The sequence below is a fragment of the Streptomyces sp. NPDC054849 genome (assembly GCF_053610945.1).
Genome location: NZ_JBSGZI010000006.1, coordinates 117,385 through 135,585, shown reverse-complemented (window position 1 = coordinate 135,585; position 18,201 = coordinate 117,385). Strand labels below are relative to the sequence as shown.

The window sequence follows — 18,201 nt, the reverse complement described above, 5'->3', positions numbered from 1 at the left end:
CTTACCCCGGGCCCCCCTCCGCCGTGCGGGCCCCCCCCCCGGACGCCGCGGGCTCGGCCGACAAGATCCGAAAGAGACGGCCTAGACTCGGCGGACCGCCACACCCGCGCCCCCGCCGCCACCCGGCTGGGGCGCGGTTCTCCGTACCTCGTACCCCAGGGGGCCGTCCGTGACCACCGCCCGCAGCTACCGCCAGCCCGGAACGGTCCTCACCGACCACCGGTTCTCCGTCCCCCTGGACCACGCGCGCCCGGACGGGGAGCGGATCGAGCTGTACGCCCGCGAGGTGGTCGCCACCGGCAAGGATCCGGAGACCCTGCCCTGGCTGCTGTACCTGGAGGGCGGTCCGGGCTTCGGCGCCCGCCGTTTCATCGGCCGGCAGGCCTGGCTGGAGCGAGCCCTGAGCGAGTACCGGGTACTGCTGCTCGACCAGCGGGGCACCGGACGCTCCACCCCGGTGAACCGGCAGACGCTGCCCCTGCGCGGCACCCCCGCGCAACAGGCCGACTACCTGGCCCACTTCCGCTCCGACTCCATCGTGCGCGACGCCGAGGCGATCCGCCCCGGCCTGACCGGCGGCGCGCCCTGGACCGTGCTCGGCCAGAGCTTCGGCGGCTTCTGTGCGACCCGTTACCTCTCCACCGCGCCCGAGGGCCTCGCCGCCGCCCTGATCACCGGCGGCCTCCCGTCCCTGACCGCGACCGCCGACGAGGTGTACGAGGCCGCGTACCCGCGCATCGAGCGCAAGAACCTGGCCCACTACGACCGTTACCCGATGGACGTCGAGCGCGCCCGCCGGATCGCCGCCCACCTCGCTGAGCGCCCCGCCGCACTTCCCGGCGGCCACACACTGACCGTCGAGGCCTTCCAGTCCCTCGGCATCCTCCTCGGCGGCGGCGACGGCAGCCACCAGCTCCACTACCTGCTGGAGGACGCCTTCGTCCCGACGACCGCGGGGCCGGCCCTGTCCGACGCCTTCCTGGAGAGCGTGCGCGGGCTCCTCTCCTTCGCCGGCCACCCCCTCTACGCGCTGGTCCACGAGGCGATCTACGCCCAGGACCCGGCCACGCCCACCGCCTGGGCCGCCGACCGGGTCCGCGCGGGCCACCCCTGCTTCGACGCGGACAAGACCCTCGCGGGGGACGAGCCCCTGCTCTTCACCGGCGAGACCATCCACCCGTGGCACTTCACCACGGACCCCGCCCTCGCCCCGCTCCGCGAGACCGCCGAACTCCTGGCCGCCCGTACAGGCTGGCAGCCCCTCTACGACCCGGCGCGCCTGGCGGCCAACGAGGTGCCGGTGGCGGCCGCCGTCTACCACGACGACATGTACGTGGACACCGCGGACTCGCTGCGCACGGCCCGCGCCGTCCGGGGCCTGCGGACCTGGGTGACGGACGAGTTCGAGCACGACGGAGTCCGCGCCGGCGGCACCCGTGTCCTGGACCGCCTGCTGTCCCTCGTACGCGACGAGGCCTGAGTCAGGCGGGTTCCACGAAGGCGCGGGTCAGGTGCGCGGTGGCCAGCAGGGCGCCGCGCTCCACGGCCCGGGCCAGCAGCGCCTCCCGCGAGGCCCGGGCGGCGGCCCGGTCGCGCTCGTGGGAGTACGGGACCGCGGGGTTGCCCAGCTGCACGGCGTGCACCAGCACATCTCCGGTGACCAGCACGTCCCGGGCCCCGGGGCCCTGCTCCACCAGCACCGACTGGTGTCCCGGGGTGTGCCCCGGCGTCGGCAGCAGAGTGAGGCCCGGCGCGAGCCGGTGCGGCCCGTCCACCTCGTGCAGCTGCCCCGTGGCCCGCAGCGGCGCGACCGTCCAGTCCCACACCGGGTCCGCCCGGTCCAGCGAGGCGACCTCCGCGCGCTGGACGACGTACTGCGCGGCCGGGAAGAGCGGTTGCCCGTCCGCCCCCGAGGACCAGCCCGCGTGGTCCTCGTGCAGATGGGTCAGGACCACGGTCTCCACGTCGGCCGCAGCGATGCCTGCGGCCGCGAGGACGGCGGGCAGCCGCCCCGGCACCGGAGCCCAGCCGGCGGCGGGCCCCTGCGCCGGGCCGACCCCGGCGTCCACCAGCACCCAGCGGCCGCCGGGCCGGGCGATCGCGAAGCAGCGGAAGTCCAGCAGCCAGGTGCCGTCCGGCCCGGCCGCGCCCGGATCGAGCAGTGCCGCGCGCGCCCAGTCGGCCGCATCGGCGCCGGGGAAGGCGACGTGCTCCGGTTCGAAGAAGCTGCCGGTGGCGTCCAGCAGTGCCACTACCCGCCCGTGTCTCTCCATTCGCCTATTGTGCGATGCATGACCGAACAGACTCCCCAGCAGGCCCTCTTGCAGCCCATGCCCACCGACTGGACGCGCGCGCTCGCGGTCGTCGCCCACCCCGACGACCTCGAGTACGGGTGCGCGGCCGCGATCGCCGACTGGACGGACGGCGGGCGCGAGGTGGTCTACCTCCTCGCCACGCGCGGCGAGGCGGGCATCGACAGCACCGCCCCCGACGTGTGCGGGCCGCTGCGGGAGGCGGAGCAGCGGGCGAGCGCCGCGGTCGTCGGGGTGTCCGAGGTGGAGTTCCTGGACTACCGCGACGGCATCGTCGAGTACGGCCTCGACCTGCGCCGGGACATCGCCGCGGCCATCCGGCGGCACCGCCCCGAGCTGCTGATCACCCTCAATCACCGTGACACGTGGGGAGGCGCGCAGGGCGGCGGTTTCTGGAACACCCCCGACCACAAGGCCGTCGGCCGGGCGACGCTGGACGCGGCCGGTGACGCCGGCAACCGGTGGATCTTCCCCGAACTCATCTCCGAGCAGGGCCTGGAGCCGTGGAACGGTGTGCGCTGGGTCGCGGTCGCCGGATCCAACACCCCGACGCACGCGGCCGACGCCGGGCCCGGTCTCGAGCGTTCGGTGAAGTCCCTGCTGGAGCACAAGGCGTACATCGAGGTGCTGACGGACCAGGACCCCGAGGAGTACGTGCGCGGCTTCCTCACCGGCAACGTCCAGCAGGCGGCGGCCCGCTTCGGCGGCCGTCCGGCGGTCCCGTTCGAGGTCTTCCCCCGCTGACCCGCATCCCTCTAGTCTGACGGTCCGTCATGCGTCTACGGGGGGCGGGTGCGGAACGGTGATCGACACCATCTCCACGGAGATCGCGGAGGGCGAGGAGCGGATCCGGCTGGAACGGTCGGACGGCATCGCGGTCCTCACCCTCTGCCGCCCGGACAAGCTCAACGGCTGGAGCTGGGAGTCCACCCGCCAGCTGGGCCTGCTGGCGGACCGGATCCGCTTCGACGCCTCGGTCCGTACGGTGCTCCTGCGGGCCGAGGGCCGGGCCTTCTGCGCGGGCATCGACGTGACCGCCCCGGGCGGCGCCATCACGGGCGGTTCGGCCGCCGAGCGCACCCGTGACTACTACGAGGGCATCCGCTGGGTCCACGAGCGCTTCGCGGTCCTCGCCCGCCTCCCGCAGCCGGTGGTTGCCGCCGTCCAGGGGTACTGCCTCGGGTTCGGCTTCGAGCTGGCGCTGATGGCCGATGTCCGGGTCGCGGCCGAGGACGCCGTCTTCGCCCTGCCGGAGGCCGGTCTGGGCGTGGCGGTGGACGCGGGCGGCGACCTGCGGATCGCCCGCGAGGCGGGCGCGGGCTGGGCCAAGTACCTGGCCTTGACGGGCCGGCGCATCGACGCCGAGACCGCGCAGCGCCTGAATCTGGTCCAGCTGGTCGTCCCCGGCGCGGACCTGGAGCCCACCTCCCGCGCCCTGGCGGCGGAGATCGCCGCGAACGCCCCGCTCGCCGTCCAGGGCATCAAGCGCGCCGTCGACGCCTACGCCGACGCCGCCCTCCCCGCGGCCCTCGACCGGGTGGCGATGACCGCGGCGCTCACCCTCACCTCGGACGACTGCCGCGAGGGGTACGGAGCCAAGGCGGCGCGCAGGCCCCCGCACTTCACGGGAGGCTGAGGAAGGTCGACCGGGAAAGGCCGGCGGCTGCGGGCCGAGGCGGGCCGACGCGGGCCGAGGCGGGCCGACGCGGGCCGAGGCAGGCCCGGGCAGGCCGGGGCGGACTCAGGGGCACGGACCGAACCCGCCGCGCCCCAGCTGCTCCCGCACCGGGACCACCTCCGGATTGACCACCGACCGGCGCTGCCAGTTCGCGCCGTCCACCACCAGGGTGTGGCCGGTGACGAACCGGGCGTAGGGCGAGGCCAGAAAGGTGGCGGCCCAGCCCAGCTCACGCGGCGCACCGACGCGCAGCGCGGGCTGCCGGGCGTCCTGCGCGCCGGGCTCGCCGGGCGCGGACGCGGCGCGCTCCAGGCCGCCCCGGATGTCCTCGGTCATGTCGGCGTGCGGGAACAGACCGGGGACGAGCCCGTTGATCTGGATGCCGTACGGGCCCCACTCCACGGCGAGCGTCTCCACCAGATTCTTCACTCCCGCCTTGGCGGCCGCGCTGTGGGCGAAACCAGGGCCGCCGGTCCAGGCGTACGAGGCGCCGACGTTCACGATCGACCCGGGGGTGCCCGCGGTGAGGTGGCGGCGGGCGAACTCGCGGGTCATGAACCACGTGCCGGTCAAGGTGATGTCGACCACCGCCCGCCAGGCGTTCGGCGAGAGGTCCTCCGCCGGGGACGGGAAGTTCGCGGCCGCGTTGTTGACCAGCACGTCGGGCAGCCCGAACGCCGCCTGCGCCGCGTCGAAGACCTCGGCGACCCGCTCGGGATCCCGGATGTCGCAGACGGCGGACGTCACCCGGCCCGCGCCGGGGACGGCCGCCAGCTCCTGGCGCGCCACCTCCAGCTGCCCGGCCCGCCGGCTCGCGATCACCAGATCGGCGCCGAGCCGGGCGAACTCGGTGGCGATGGCCTTGCCCAGCCCGGTGCCGCCGCCGGTCACGAGGACCACCTGCCCGGCGTACGTACCGGGAGGCAGGGCGGCGACACCGGGCGGCGGCGGCGCGGGCAGGCCGCGCAGGGGGTTCCCGCTGCGCCCGTCGATGCTCTCCATGCGCCCATCGATAGCGTGCGGGAGCCCAGATCGCCATGCCGCGGCGAGGATCAACTCTGCGGCGCGTACGCCTGCTTGCTCGCGCAGTTCCAGATCACCGCCGTGCTCGCCTGGGTGTTCCGGTCGACGACGGAGCCGCCGACCCGGTCGTCGTCCGTGGCGGCGAAGGCACGGCTGAGGGTGTCGCCGGTCGAGCCCGCCGGATGCGGCAGCGCCAGCGGAGCGCCCTTGCCGGTCCAGTAGACGGCCTGGAAGTAGCTGGGCCAGCTCTCCTCGAAGGTGGTCGCGGTGCCGACGGCCACGTTCGTGGTCGGGCTGCTGCCCGACAGCTCCAGGTCGCGGTGGCCGCCCAGCCGGCCCGGGTCGGTGGGCAGGGCGTCGTACGGCTTCTTCCAGACGGCCGGGGTCCTCGTCGGGTCGTTGCGGTAGTGGTAGTGCTCCAGACCGACCACCCGGCCCCGGTCGTCGATGTCCCGGCCGATCGTGCTGAACGAGGCGTGGTAGCCGTTCCACACCTGGAGGCTGTAGGGCGGGTAGCCGCCGCCGGCGGGCCAGACCACCGGGAAGGTCTTGGTGACCTCGATGTCGTTCTCGGCGTCGAAGTAGGAGCCGGTGGCCGTTCCGACGATGTCTCCGCGCTTGTTGATGCCGGTCAGCGAGATGATCCGGGTGCCCGGGATCGCATCGGAGGGAACGGGCAGTTCGCGCACGACCTGGCCGTTCACCCACTCCTTGGCGACGCCGCCGTCCACGGCGACGACCCGGCCTGACGCGTTGACGTCGACATCCACCTCGTAGTGCCCGGCGGCGGGCGCGGTGAGCGCCTCGGAGGTCGCGGACCCCATCCGGTGGGTGAAGGCGACGGCGGCGCGGTCCGCGGTGCGCGTCGCGCTGCCCACCATCAGGCCCTCGGCGCTGACGGCCTTGATGCTGCCCTGGTCGAAGCCGGCGGGCAGCGGGACCGCGTGGACCGTGTGCTCGGCGCCGGTCCAGTAGGCGGGCCGGCCGCCGCTCTCGCCGACCGCGAGTCCGTCTGCGCCGAAGCCCGCCACCGTGCCCCCGCCGAGCCCCGGCAGGGCGGGCAGGAGATCGACGGCCGGCGTGCAGGCGGCCGTGCCGGCTGCCGCCGAGGCCGGTCCGGCGGCGGTGATCAGCCCCGCGAGGACGGCAGCGGCCCCCGCCGCGGCCGTCACGCTTCTCATCCCGATTCTGTTCACGACTGGGTCCCCCTGATGGTGCGTGTCATATGCCGTACGGCATCTGCCTGTTGATCCATTTGATCTACGGGACACATGCTGCCCGACCGGCAGGCCATATGCACGCGCGTTCGCACCGACCGCCGCGGAGGGGCGCGGAACCCGTCCGCGTCAACACGGACCGCTCTGTACCCCGAGGTGCTCGGATGGGTTCACAGGAGGGCAAGCGACCGCTTAGTATGCGCCCGGAGCGTGATTCCTCGACGGCGGCTGGAGGCCCCGGATGCAGGCATGGCGAGTACATACCCCCGGCGAGCCTCGTGAGGCCATGCGCCTTGAAGAGGTTCCCGAACCGGTCCCCGGCGAGGGCGAGGTGAGACTCAGGGTGCTCGCCGCCAACGTCAACTTCCCCGACGCGCTGCTCGTCCGGGGGCAGTACCAGATCCGGCCGCCGCTGCCCTTCACCCCGGGCGTCGAGATCTGCGGCGAGACGGAGGACGGCCGCCGCGTCATCGCCAATCCGAGCCTGCCGCACGGCGGTTTCGCCGAGTACGTCACGGCGCCCGCGCGCGCCCTGCTGCCGGCCCCGGACACGCTCGACGACGCCGAGGCCGCCGCCCTGCACATCGGCTACCAGACCGGCTGGTTCGGCCTGCACCGCCGCGCCCGCCTCCAGTCCGGCGAGACCCTCCTGGTGCACGCCGCCGCCGGAGGCGTCGGCAGCGCCGCCGTCCAGCTCGGCAAGGCCGCCGGGGCCACCGTCATCGGGGTCGTCGGAGGCAAGGCCAAGGCGCGCACCGCCGAGGAGCTCGGCTGCGACCTGGTGATCGACCGTACGACGGAGGACATCGTCGCCCGCGTCAAGGAGTTCACCGGCGGACGCGGCGCCGACGTCGTCTACGACCCGGTCGGCGGCGACGCCTACACGGCCTCCGCCAAATGCGTGGCCTTCGAGGGCCGGATCGTCGTCGTCGGGTTCGCGAGCGGCACCATCCCCGCCCCGGCCCTCAACCACGCACTGGTGAAGAACTACGCCGTGCTCGGCCTGCACTGGGGGCTGTACGCCACCAAGGAGCCCGCCGCGATCCCCGCCTGCCACGCCGAGCTCACCCGGCTCGCCGCCGAGGGCGCCATCAGGCCCCTGGTCAGCGAACGACTCCCGCTCGCCGCGGCCGCCGACGCCGTACAGCGCCTCGCCGACGGGACGACGACGGGCCGGCTGGTCGTCGTACCGGCCCTGGACGGAGGCCCCCGATGACCCGCACGTACGTCACCGCCGAGGAACTGCGCGCCCGCGTGCGGGAACTGCTCGGGGCGCACCCGCCCGCGGCCACGTCCCGTGCGGACTTCCTGCGCGCCCGCTTCGACGCCGGGCTCGCCTGGGTCCACTACCCCGAGGGCCTCGGAGGCCTCGGCGCGCCCCGCTCCCTCCAGGCCGTCGTCGACGCCGAGCTGGAGACCGGGGGCGCCCCCGGCAACGACCCGCGCCGGATCGGCATCGGCCTCGGCATGGCCGCACCCACGATCCTCGCGTACGGCACCGAGGCGCAGAAGCACCGCTTCCTGCGCCCCCTGTGGACCGGCGAAGAGGTCTGGTGCCAGCTCTTCAGCGAGCCCGGCGCCGGATCCGACCTGGCCGCGCTCGGCACCCGCGCCGTCCTCGACGAGGACACCGGCGAGTGGGTGGTCGACGGCCAGAAGGTGTGGACCTCCAGCGCCCACAACGCCCGCTGGGCCATCCTGATCGCCCGCACCGACCCGGCGCTCCCCAAGCACCAGGGCATCACCTACTTCCTCTGCGACATGCACGCCCCCGGCGTCGAGGTCCGGCCGCTGCGCCAGATCACCGGCGAGGCGGAGTTCAACGAGGTCTTCCTCACCGGCGTCCGCATCCCCGACGCCCACCGCCTCGGCGCGGTCGGCGAGGGCTGGGCGGTCGCCCGCACCACCCTCATGAACGAGCGGGTCTCCATCGGGGGCATGCGCATCCCGCGCGAGGGCGGCATGATCGCACCGGTCGCCGCCGCCTGGCGCGAACGCCCCGAGCTGCGCACCCACGCGCTTCACCAGCGGCTGCTGGAACTGTGGGTCGAGGCCGAGGTGGCCCGGCTGACCGGGGAACGCCTGCGCCAGCAGCTCGTCGCCGGACAGCCCGGCCCCGAGGGATCGGGCATGAAGCTGACCTTCGCCCGCCTCAACCAGGAGATCAGCGGACTGGAGGTCGAACTCCTCGCGGAGGAGGGCCTCCTGTACGAGGACTGGACCATGAGCCGGCCCGAACTGGTCGACTTCACCGGCCGCGACGCCGGCTACCGCTACCTGCGCGCCAAGGGCAACAGCATCGAGGGCGGCACCAGCGAAATCCTCCTCAACATCGTCGCCGAACGCGTCCTCGGCCTGCCCCCCGAGCCGCGCGACGACAAGGACCTCGCCTGGAAGGACCTCGCCCGATGACGACGCCGACAAGGCCGACCACGCCGACGACGCCGGCGGCACCCGCCGACCTGCTCTACTCCGAGACCGAGGAGGAGCTGCGCTCCGCCGTCCGGGCGCTCCTCACCGACCGCTGCGACGCGAAGAGCGTTCTCGCCCGGGCCGAGACCGACCGGCCGCACGATCCGGCCCTGTGGCACACCCTCGCCGTCGAGATCGGCGCGGCCGGACTCCTCGTACCCGAGAAGCTCGGGGGGCAGGGCGCCGGTCACCGAGAGGCGGCCGTGGTCCTGGAGGAGCTGGGCCGGGCCGTGGCGCCCGCCCCGTACCTGACGAGCGCCGTGCTCGCCACGGAGATCCTGCTCGGCTGCGACACCCCTGAGGCCACCCCGCTGCTGCGCGAGCTGGCCTCCGGCCGCACCGTGTGCGCACCGGCCGTGCCGCTGACCCTCGCCCCGGGGGCGCGCCTGCCCGCCGCCGTCCGCGACTCCGGCGGGGGTGTCCTCACCGGCAGGGTCACCGCGGTGGCGGACACGGTGGCCGCCGACGTCCTGCTGGTCGTGGCCGACACGGGGCTGTACGCCGTTCCGGCCGCCTCGGTCGGAGTGACTCCCCAGGTGCCGCTGGACCTCACCCGCCCGCTCGCCACCGTCACCCTCGACGCGGCGGCGGGCACCTGCCTCGCCGACCCGGCAACGGCCCGCGCGGCCGTCGCCGGAGCCCTGCTCTCGGGGGCGGGCCTGCTCGCCTCCGAGCAGTTGGGGATCGCCGAGTGGTGCCTGACGGAGACGGTCGCCCACGTTCGCGGCCGCCACCAGTTCAACCGGCCCATCGGCTCCTTCCAAGCCCTCAAGCACCGCCTTGCCCGGCTCTGGCTCGACGTCGCCTCCGCGCGTGCGGCGGCGAGGGCCGCGGCCGACGCCCTCGCCACCGCGGCCCCCGACGCACCCCTGACGGTCGCCGTGGCCCAGGCCTACTGCTCGGGCGTGGCCGTCCGCGCCGCCGAGGAGTGCGTCCAGCTCCACGGCGGCATCGGCATGACCTGGGAACACCCGGCCCACCTCTACCTCAAGCGGGCCAAGGCCGATTCCCTGGCCCTCGGCGCGGCGGGACACCACCGCGGCCTGGTCGCGGACTTCGCGGAACTCCCGGCCCCGTAGCCCCACGGGAGGTGGGGCACGGGTGCCGGTACGCCCGGTGACGAGTCCGTCGGCCATCCCCGGTCGGGGGGAACGCTCTGCTCCGGGCCGGCGGACAGGATCGTCGTGCGTGCGGCGATCCTCCCGTCGTGCTCCCCGCCGACGTGGTGGGCGGTCGTCTCCGCCAGTGGGCCCTGCCTCGTCCTGGAGGGATCCTGACCGGGTGTCACCGGCGAGGTCGTCCGCGACGTCCCCTGCGGGGAGTTCCCTCCGCCGGCGCTGCCGCTGGTGTACGCGACCGGCGTATGTGCAGGCGCGGCCGTCCACGCAGGCCTGCACCGGGCTGGCTCTCCGGACGCCGTCACACCGCCGTTTCCGCCGCCCTCGCCCGCGCGCTGCGCAGGGCCGCGATCTTCTGCGACCTCCTCCCGCCCCGCCTTCGCGGCGTCCCGGGGTGACCTCCCCCGCCGTGCGGCGTTAGACCCGTAGCCGCGGGCCACCGAGCGAGGGAGACCGTATGTTCGCAGCATCCGCCGCCGCACCACTGACCCGCCGCGCGGTCCTCCGCACGGCCTTCACCGCTGCCTTGCTCGCCGGCACGGCAGCGGTCCTGGCCCCCGTGCTGCGCGCGCGGCGCCCCCGCCAGACCCTCACCCCGGCGCCGCTCGCCGAGGAGGAGACGTACCGCGGCCGGCACATCGCCGTCGACGTCGCCGGGGTCCGCATCGACGGCCGCCCGCTGCACGTCATGCGCCGGGCCGACGGCAGCTACCTCAGCGGGATCAACCACTTCGAGTCGTACGGGACACCTCTGGAACTGGCCCGCGCCGCCGTCGACGAACTGGGCACGGCCCAACTGGCCTTCACAGGGGCCCCGCACCACGGCTGACACATCCACGGGAACGGAAGGAGCCCCGCGTTGCACACCCGGCAGAACCAGAAGAACCTGACCAGCGCCCAGAAGAAGCGGTTCACGGCGGCGGTGCTGGAGCTCAAGCGCAGCGGGGCCTACGACGCCCTGGTGCGCACCCACGACAAGTACTTCGTGCCCGACCGCGACCGCAAGCTGCGCGTCGGGCACATGTCCCCGTCGTTCTTCCCCTGGCACCGGCTCTACCTGCTGGAGTTCGAGAAGCAGCTCCAGGCGGTCGACCGGGGCGTGTCCATCCCGTACTGGGACTGGACCACCGACACCAGCCCGGTCTCCTCCCTGTGGGCCGACGACTTCCTGGGCGGCACCGGCCGGGCGGGCGACCGCAAGGTGATGACCGGACCGTTCGCCTATGACAAGGGCAAGTGGACGGTGACCGTCGGCATCACGGAATCCGCCTTCCTCACCCGCAATCTCGGCCGCCCGCAGAACCCGATCAAGCTGCCCACCGCGGCGGAACTCCAGTGGGCGATCGACGACCCGGTCTACGACAGCTCCCCCTGGGACTCCACCGCCTCCGCGGGGGGCTTCCGCAACAAGCTGGAGGGCTGGGCCGCCCCCAGGAGCGAGCGCTGGCGCAACCACAACAAGGTGCACCAGTGGATCGGCGGCCACATGACGGGCGGCACGGCGCCCAACGACCCCGCGTTCTGGCTGCACCACGCCTTCGTCGACCTCATCTGGGACCGCTGGCAGCAGAAGCACCCCCGCTCCGGCTACCTGCCCGCCGCCCCCCTCGCCTCAGGCGACCTCCAGCGCGGTCGGGTGATCTCTCTCGACGAGCCGATGCCGCCGTGGAACATCACCCCGCGCGAGACGCTCGGCCACCGGGGCGTGTACCGCTACGAATGACACGAGCCGCACCTTTCACGGGAAAATGCCCTCGCCGGATCGGCGGGGGCATTTTCGTCGTTCAGATGTTCAGGTACTCAGGCGATCAGTGGCCGTAGCCCTCGCCCTCGGTGTGGTGGTCGCCGCCGTTGCCGGACACGTTGGCGCAGGTGTTGCCGAACGCCGGGTTCAGCAGAGCGATGACGTTCACGGTGTTGCCACAGACGTTGACCGGGACGTGCACCGGGACCTGGAGCAGGTTGCCCGACAGGACGCCGGGGGAGCCGACCGCCGCACCGTGCGCTCCGGCATCGGCGACGGCCAGACCGGCACCGGCGACCACGGCGCTACCGGTGACAGCGGTGATGGCGAATGCCTTCGCGATACGCGACATCAAGATCTCCTCGTGAGATATAGGGCGCCGCAGGAAGTGCGGCATTTGACATGGCGTACAACGCCGGGGCGGGCGAGGGGTCACGGCCGCTGGGCCTACCCGGTGACGGGAAAACGGATCGAGGCGAAATAGGGCCGCACCTGGCCGACATCACCCGGCCGCATGACCCCGACGACCCGGCCCGAGCAGCGCCGGCCCTGGTAGAGGGTCGCCGAGCCCCCGGTCTTGTTGGTGACCGCCCGGGAGCCGCCGCCCTCAGCCTCGACGCAGCCCTTCGGCGCGGTGAGCCCGTGGGCCCGGTCGTCCTGGCCGACGTACTGGAAGTCCGGCCCGGTGCCGGCGTGCGCCGGGCCGGCGAGGAGCGCGGCGCCGGTCAGCAGGACAGGCACGGCCAGGACGGGCAGAGTGTGGGGGATACGCAGGGATCGCATGCCCGACCAACCGCGCCGCGCCCCGGCCCGGTCACGCCTTGTCACCCTTGGGACGGCTGTGCGACCGTGCGCCCAGCTGCGGCATTCAGGAGGATGAGATGAGCGCAGAGGGCGCCGTCGGCGGTGTCGGTGGCCGGCCGCGGGTCAGGACCGGGGCCGGCGTGGTCGAGGGCCGGACCGGGGCCGCGGGGACCGCCGTCTTCCTGGGCATCCCGTACGCCGCCCCGCCCGTCGGAGCCCTCCGCTTCGCCGCGCCCGCGCTCCCCGCGGCCTGGGACGGCGTACGCGACGCCACCGCGTTCGGCCCCACCGCGCCCAAGGTGGCCTATCCGGACACCTTCGCGGCGCTGCTGCCCGACCCGGAGATCCCCGGCGACGACTGCCTGAGCGTGAACGTGTGGACCCCCGACCCGGCTCCCGGGGTCCGGCTGCCCGTCATGGTGTGGATTCACGGCGGGGCGCACACCCGCGGCTCCTCGGCCGTTCCCGTCTACGACGGCTCGGCCTTCGCCCGCGACGGGGTCGTGCTCGTCTCCTGCAACTTCCGCCTCGGTGTCCTCGGTTACGGCCTGTTCCCCGACGCCCCCGCCAACCGCGGCCTCCTGGACCAGATCGCCGTCCTGGAGTGGGTCCGCGACAACATCGAGGCCTTCGGCGGGGACCCCGACCGCGTCACCGTCTTCGGCGAATCCGCCGGAGCCATCAGCATCGGTTCGCTCCTGGCCGCCCCGCGGGCGTCCGGGCTCTTCTCCCGGGCCGTCCTGCAGAGCGGAGCCCCCGAGGTCCTGCCGCGCGTCAAGGTCCGCACCATGGTCCGGCGGATGGCCTCGCTGCTCAAGGTGGACGCCACCGCCGCGGCCTTCACGGCCACCGCCCTGCCCCACCTGCTCGCCGCGCAGGCCGCCGCCCTGCGCACGTCGGGTCCGCTCCTCGGCGGACCCGCCTTCGGCCTGGTCACCGACCCCGCCACGGTCCCGGACGACCCCCTTCACGCCCTGGCCACCGGCGCCGCTTCCGCCCAGGTGCCCCTGCTGCTCGGCTGGACCAGCGACGAGTACCGGCTCTGGCTCGCCCCCACCGGCGGGATGCGGCTGCTGGACCGGCTGGGCCCGCTCGCCGTGGCACTGGCCCGGGCCCGGGCGGGCAAGGACCGGGCCGCCGTACGGGTGCTGCGGGCCGCCCTGCCCGCGGCGAGTCCGGCCGAGTTCGCCGGACAGCTGCTCACCGACGCGCTGCTGCGCGACCCGCTGCGCAGGCTCGCGGGGGCGCGGCGGGCTGCGCCGAGCTTCCTGTACGAGTTCGGCTGGCCCTCCGGCGTCCCGGGGCTCGGCGCCTGCCACGCCTTGGAGCTGGGCTTCGTGTTCGACACGCTCGCGGCGCCCGAGGCCTCCTGGCTGGCCGGGCCGGACGCCCCGCAGGAGCTGGCCGACGAGATGCACGCAGCCTGGGTGCGGTTCGCGGTGACGGGCGATCCGGGCTGGGAGGCCTGGAACGGCGACGGCCCGCCGAAGGTGTTCGGCGGGCCGGAGCCCGATCGGACGGAGGCGCCGACGGCTACTCGACGGGTCCTTCCATGACCTTGCTGATGAACTGGACCGGTCCCTCGCCCATGTTCGGGACGTAGGTCTTCGCGTTGTGCTGGCCGCCCTTGATGACCCTCAGGTCGGTGTGGACGGGCCCCTTGTTGCCGAAGGTGGCGATGAACTTCTGCACGTCCGGCAGGGTCTTCTTGTTGTTCTCGCTGTCGCCGACCTGGAAGGCGAGATACACGTCCGGACCCTTGCGGTCGATGAGCTGCTTCGCCAGCACCTCCGGGTTGTTCTCGGCCTTCTCCTTGTCGTGGCCCTTCCACAGGGAGGAGTCCGGGACGATGTCCGGGCCGGAGGCGATCACGGCCTTGAACTTGTCCGGGTGCTTCAACACGGCCTTCAGGCCCGCGAACCCGCCGGTGGAGGAGCCCATGAAAGCCCAGCCGTCACGTGACTTGACGGTGCGGAAGTTCGCCTTCACCAGGTCCGGTACGTCCTCGGTCAGCCAGGTGCCCATCTTGGGCTGGCCGGGGATGTCGGAGCCGTCCCAGTAGACGCCCTTGTCGTCCGGCTCGGGGTTGAGCACCGGCATGGCGAGGATGAAGGGCTTGCTCTTCCCCTCGGCGTACCACTTGCCGATGCTGGTCTGCAGGCCGAGGTCGGTGCCCATCCAGTAGTTGTTCGGGAAACCCGCGCCGCCGGGGAGGGCGATCATGACCGGGAAGCCGCTCTTGGCGAACTTCGGGTCGCTGTACTCCTTGGGAGCCCAGACCCACACCTTGCCCTTGAAGCCCGACTTCTTGCCGTCCAGCGTGGTGACGGCCACGTGGGTGCCGTCGGGGAGGGTCATCGAATTCTTGAACTCGGCGGCCGGCCCGGTCGGCATGAGCATCTTGGAGCTCGCCGACTGCGGGGCGCCGTCGTTGTTCTTGCCGCCGCCCCCGGGCGTCTGACCGAAGGAGACCGCGGAGCCCTTGTCGGTGAAGGGGGGTATCTCGTAGTGGTTCAGCACGCCGGCGGTTATGCCCGCGAGCGCGAGTACGCAGGCACCCACGATCAGCCAGCGCCGGGCCCGTGACCTGCGGCGCGCAGGCTCGGGCTGATCCTCGTGGTCCTGCGGCTGCTGCCCGTACGGAGGCAGCGCGCCGCCCCCGGACTCGTACGGCTGCTGTCCGTACGGCCGGCCGTACTGGTCGCCGTGGGGCGGCTGCGGCTGCGGCTGCGGGTGCTGCGCTTGCGGCCGGTACGGCTGGTACTGCTGCCCGTCGGGTGCGTACGACATGTGCGGTGGCTCTCCGGATGGTGCTGCCCCAGGGGGGCGGGGTGGTCTGACGGCTGGTCCTTCCGTTCGCAGGATGAACGAAAGGGCGTCAGGGTTCCGCGTTTTTCCTTCTCTTGGGGTTTCCTGGGGGAGGCCATTGCCTGCCGCCCGCACCGGCGCAGGAGTTCTCGTTCCCGGCGCCGCCCGTGCCTGGCCCCTGCGCATGCCGCTGGGTATGGTGCCCCCGCGCCGCTCCCGGAACTCCCACCATGCCCGGAACGCCCACCATGCCCGGAGTCACCCCATGACCCTCACGCGCCGGATCCTGATCTTCGCCACCGTCGTGGTCCTGCTCGCCGCCGTGGGCGCCCTCGCCGTTCTGAGGGCCTCCTCCCGGGCGCAGGAGAAGGACCAGGCCCGCACCGGCGGCCCGCGGATCTCCCCGGGCGCGGTCCTGCTGACCCCGGGCGAGGGCGGCCGGCGGATCGTGTTCCGGAACATGGCCTGGGGACCGCACCGTGACGAGCTCGCGACCGTGCCGGCCGACGCGCCGCAGGGCGCCCGTACCGCGTCCGGGGTGAGCTGTCTGCGCTTCCACGCGGCCGGGGGCACCGGGATCTGCCTCCAAGCCGAAGGGAGCGGGGTCCAGGACGGCTACCGGGCCGTCGTCCTCGACGCCCGCCTGCAGGAGGTGTCGGCGCATCCGCTCGGCGGCGTCCCCACCCGGGCCCGGGTGTCACCCGGCGGGCGCCTCGTCGCCTGGACCGTGTTCGTCGGCGGAGACTCTTACGCCGGTACGAACTTCTCGACGCGGACCTCGGTGCTCGACCTGCGCACCGGCAGGCTCGACGCTTCGCTGGAGGACTTCACCGTCCTCAAGGACGGCAAGCCGTACCGCAGCGCCGACGTGAACTTCTGGGGCGTGACCTTCGCCGCCGACGAGCGGACCTTCTACGCGACCCTGGGCACCGGCGGCCGGACCCACCTGGTCCGCGGGGACCTGGCGGAGCGCAGCGTGACCACCCTGCGCGAGAACGCCGAGTGCCCGTCCCTGGCGCCGGACGGGACCCGGGTGGTCTTCAAGAAGCGGGTGCCGGACCTGCCGGCCGAGGCGCCGTGGCGGCTGTACGCCCTGGACCTGGCCTCCGGCACGGAGACCCCGCTCGGCGAGGAGCGGAGCGTGGACGACCAGGTGGTATGGACGGACGACCGCACCGTCGCCTACTCACTGCCGGGGGACTTCGGCGCCGACCTGTACGCCGTGCCGGCCGACGGGAGCGGCGCCCCGACCCGGCTCATGGCCTCGGCTCTCGCCCCGGCCTTCCTCGGATGAGGAGGCCGGAGCGGGGCCGTGCACGCCGGAGCGGGGGCGGGGGCAGGACCGTTTTTCCGTTCTTCTGTTCTTCCGTCCTGGTCAGGCCGGGACCAGGGTCTTGCGGCGCCGCTTGCGCTGCGCGCCGGCCGACAGCCTCAGCTCGATGATCGACCGCACGGCCGGCCACTCCTCGTCGAGGACCGAGTAGAAGGCGGTACTGCGGACGGCGCCGTCGAGCCCCCGCGAATGAGCCCGGCGGACCCCCTCACTGGTGAAGCCGAGCCGTTCCATGGCGGCCCGCGATCGACCGTTGCGCGCATCCGCGCGCAGCGAGATGCGCCGGACGCCCCAGGTCTCGAAGGCATGGCGGAGCATGAGCAGCTTCGCCTCGGTGTTGATGCCGGTCCCCTGGGCGCCCGGGGACAGCCAGGTATTGCCGATCTCGGCGGCATCGGGGATCGCCGTGGCCGGATCGCCGAACGGGACGCCTGGCACGGCGGGCCACACCAGCGGCCCCTGCCAGTAGTCGAGTTCCAGGAACCGGGTCGAACCGACGACCCGCCCGTCGGTGGCTCTGACCACCGCGAACGGGAGCGATCGACCCGCCGCCTGATCGGCGAGGGCACGGTCGATGTACTCGTGGGACGCCTGCACCCCATGGGGTACGGGGGTGAAGGCGTAAGTCGTACGATCCTCGGCACCGGCCACGGCCAGGGCCTCGGTGTGGTGGGGTGCGAGGGGCTCGAGCCGCACGGTGCGGCCCGCGAGGTGTACGGGTACGGGCACGGAGCCTTCGGTCCTTCTGGGCGGTGGGGTGGTTGCACAGTCTGCGTCCATGACGTCGCCCCCCGTGCAAAACACGAGTGAAAGGCAACCGGCTGTCAGGTGAACGCGAGTGGCTCAATGTAGCCCCTTAAAGTCCTCTCATGAACCCCCAATTTGGCAATGGCGTGCCATTGGTTTTCGACGACTCGGGTCCCCGGGACGGAGTGCCCGTAATCCTGATTCACGGACATCCCTTCAACCGCACGATGTGGGCCCCCCAGACGGCCGCACTGACGACCGCCGGTTACCGCGTGATCACGCCTGACCTGCGGGGATACGGGGAAAGCCCGGTGCTCCCGGGCAAGGCGCTGCTCGCCGATCTCGCCGATGACCTCGCCTCCCTCCTCGCCGGTCTGGGCATCGAACAGGTGGTCGTCGGCGGTGTGTCCATGGGCGGTCAGATCGCGATGGAGATGCGACTGCGCCACCCGGGTCTGGTACGGGCCCTCGTCCTGTCCGACACCTCCCCGGTTCCGGAGAGTGAGGACGGTGCGAAGCTCCGCCGCGAGACCGCCGAACGGCTCCTCGCCGAGGGCATGGAGCCCTACGCCGAAGAGGTCATCGACAAGATGCTCGCGCCCTACAACGTGATCGGCATGCCCGAGGCCGCCGCGCGGGTGAGCGCCATGATGTGCGCCACCGACCCCGAGGGCGCGGCCGCCGCTCTGCGCGGCCGGGCCGAGCGCCCCGACTACCGGCCGGTGCTCGCCGTGGCCGCCGAGCCCTGCCTGGTCCTCGTCGGCGCGGACGACGTCTACACCCCGGTCGCGGAGGCCGAGGCCCTGCACGCGCTGCTGCCGCACTCGGTCCTCACCGTGGTCGAGGGGGCCGGCCACCTGCCGGGCGTGGAGCAGCCGGAGGCCTTCAACCGGGCGCTGCTGGAGTTCCTCGCCGGGCTCTGAGCCGGGCGAGGCGACCGCCGGC

At 73.4% G+C, this 18,201-nt stretch carries 18 protein-coding genes; 11 read left to right on the top strand and 7 right to left on the bottom strand.

Annotation, left to right across the window (positions count from 1 at the left end; translation table 11 throughout):
• Positions 1–169 precede the first annotated feature (169 nt).
• Positions 170–1,480, top strand: coding sequence for an alpha/beta fold hydrolase (locus ACWGIF_RS05020; protein ID WP_453491221.1), 1,311 nt, complete (start codon positions 170–172; stop codon positions 1,478–1,480).
• 1 nt (position 1,481) lies between these two features.
• Here the strand turns inward: ACWGIF_RS05020 and ACWGIF_RS05015 are convergent, their stop codons facing one another.
• Complete coding sequence (locus tag ACWGIF_RS05015) at positions 1,482–2,273, bottom strand: MBL fold metallo-hydrolase (RefSeq protein WP_453491218.1); 792 nt, start codon at positions 2,271–2,273, stop codon at positions 1,482–1,484.
• An 18-nt stretch (positions 2,274–2,291) separates the two neighbouring features.
• Between ACWGIF_RS05015 and ACWGIF_RS05010 the strand changes: the two genes are divergently transcribed.
• The gene (locus ACWGIF_RS05010; RefSeq protein WP_453491215.1) at positions 2,292–3,056 is read left to right on the top strand and encodes a PIG-L deacetylase family protein; all 765 of its coding nucleotides are present in this window, start codon (positions 2,292–2,294) and stop codon (positions 3,054–3,056) included.
• A 58-nt stretch (positions 3,057–3,114) separates the two neighbouring features.
• Positions 3,115–3,948 carry an enoyl-CoA hydratase/isomerase family protein gene (locus ACWGIF_RS05005; RefSeq protein ID WP_453491212.1) on the top strand — a complete coding sequence of 278 codons (834 nt, stop codon included), beginning with the start codon at positions 3,115–3,117 and terminating at the stop codon, positions 3,946–3,948.
• 105 nt (positions 3,949–4,053) lie between these two features.
• Here the strand turns inward: ACWGIF_RS05005 and ACWGIF_RS05000 are convergent, their stop codons facing one another.
• The gene (locus tag ACWGIF_RS05000; RefSeq protein WP_453491209.1) at positions 4,054–4,992 is read right to left on the bottom strand and encodes an SDR family oxidoreductase; all 939 of its coding nucleotides are present in this window, start codon (positions 4,990–4,992) and stop codon (positions 4,054–4,056) included.
• A gap of 50 nt (positions 4,993–5,042) precedes the next feature.
• Positions 5,043–6,194, bottom strand: a complete 1,152-nt coding sequence (locus ACWGIF_RS04995; protein WP_453491205.1) for a hypothetical protein — start codon at positions 6,192–6,194, stop codon at positions 5,043–5,045.
• Between the two features lie 277 nt (positions 6,195–6,471).
• Here ACWGIF_RS04995 and ACWGIF_RS04990 point away from each other — a divergent pair, with 277 nt between their 5' ends.
• From ACWGIF_RS04990 to ACWGIF_RS04970, 5 genes are all read left to right on the top strand, one after another.
• Positions 6,472–7,446, top strand: coding sequence for an NADPH:quinone oxidoreductase family protein (locus ACWGIF_RS04990; RefSeq protein WP_453491202.1), 975 nt, complete (start codon positions 6,472–6,474; stop codon positions 7,444–7,446).
• Entirely contained in the window at positions 7,443–8,642 is a 1,200-nt protein-coding gene (locus ACWGIF_RS04985; protein WP_453491199.1) for an acyl-CoA dehydrogenase family protein, read from the top strand. The genes ACWGIF_RS04990 and ACWGIF_RS04985 overlap by 4 nt, the downstream gene beginning before the upstream one ends.
• Positions 8,639–9,781, top strand: a complete 1,143-nt coding sequence (locus tag ACWGIF_RS04980; RefSeq protein ID WP_453491196.1) for an acyl-CoA dehydrogenase family protein — start codon at positions 8,639–8,641, stop codon at positions 9,779–9,781. The genes ACWGIF_RS04985 and ACWGIF_RS04980 overlap by 4 nt, the downstream gene beginning before the upstream one ends.
• 496 nt (positions 9,782–10,277) lie before the next feature.
• On the top strand, positions 10,278–10,649 hold the full coding sequence (locus ACWGIF_RS04975) for a tyrosinase family oxidase copper chaperone (protein ID WP_453491193.1): 372 nt from the start codon (positions 10,278–10,280) through the stop codon (positions 10,647–10,649).
• 30 nt (positions 10,650–10,679) lie between these two features.
• Entirely contained in the window at positions 10,680–11,543 is an 864-nt protein-coding gene (locus ACWGIF_RS04970; RefSeq protein WP_453491190.1) for a tyrosinase family protein, read from the top strand.
• An 85-nt stretch (positions 11,544–11,628) separates the two neighbouring features.
• Here ACWGIF_RS04970 and ACWGIF_RS04965 read toward each other — a convergent pair whose 3' ends face one another.
• Positions 11,629–11,916 (bottom strand): chaplin, encoded by a 288-nt coding sequence (locus ACWGIF_RS04965; protein WP_453491187.1) that lies wholly within the window; start codon positions 11,914–11,916, stop codon positions 11,629–11,631.
• A 95-nt stretch (positions 11,917–12,011) separates the two neighbouring features.
• Positions 12,012–12,347 carry a hypothetical protein gene (locus ACWGIF_RS04960; protein WP_453491184.1) on the bottom strand — a complete coding sequence of 112 codons (336 nt, stop codon included), beginning with the start codon at positions 12,345–12,347 and terminating at the stop codon, positions 12,012–12,014.
• Positions 12,348–12,445: 98 nt separating this feature from the next.
• Between ACWGIF_RS04960 and ACWGIF_RS04955 the strand changes: the two genes are divergently transcribed.
• A complete protein-coding gene (locus ACWGIF_RS04955; protein ID WP_453491181.1) occupies positions 12,446–13,924 on the top strand; it encodes a carboxylesterase/lipase family protein in 1,479 nt (492 codons plus the stop codon).
• Here the strand turns inward: ACWGIF_RS04955 and ACWGIF_RS04950 are convergent.
• Positions 13,902–15,158, bottom strand: a complete 1,257-nt coding sequence (locus ACWGIF_RS04950; RefSeq protein ID WP_453491178.1) for an alpha/beta hydrolase — start codon at positions 15,156–15,158, stop codon at positions 13,902–13,904. The two genes, ACWGIF_RS04955 and ACWGIF_RS04950, sit on opposite strands and share 23 nt — an antisense overlap.
• A gap of 283 nt (positions 15,159–15,441) precedes the next feature.
• Between ACWGIF_RS04950 and ACWGIF_RS04945 the strand changes: the two genes are divergently transcribed.
• Positions 15,442–16,470: a TolB family protein gene (locus ACWGIF_RS04945; protein WP_453491175.1), complete on the top strand. Its 1,029-nt coding sequence runs from the start codon at positions 15,442–15,444 to the stop codon at positions 16,468–16,470.
• An 81-nt stretch (positions 16,471–16,551) separates the two neighbouring features.
• Here the strand turns inward: ACWGIF_RS04945 and ACWGIF_RS04940 are convergent, their stop codons facing one another.
• Complete coding sequence (locus ACWGIF_RS04940) at positions 16,552–17,238, bottom strand: GNAT family N-acetyltransferase (RefSeq protein WP_453491172.1); 687 nt, start codon at positions 17,236–17,238, stop codon at positions 16,552–16,554.
• A gap of 140 nt (positions 17,239–17,378) precedes the next feature.
• Between ACWGIF_RS04940 and ACWGIF_RS04935 the strand changes: the two genes are divergently transcribed.
• Entirely contained in the window at positions 17,379–18,179 is an 801-nt protein-coding gene (locus ACWGIF_RS04935; RefSeq protein ID WP_453491170.1) for an alpha/beta fold hydrolase, read from the top strand.
• Positions 18,180–18,201: the final 22 nt, after the last annotated feature.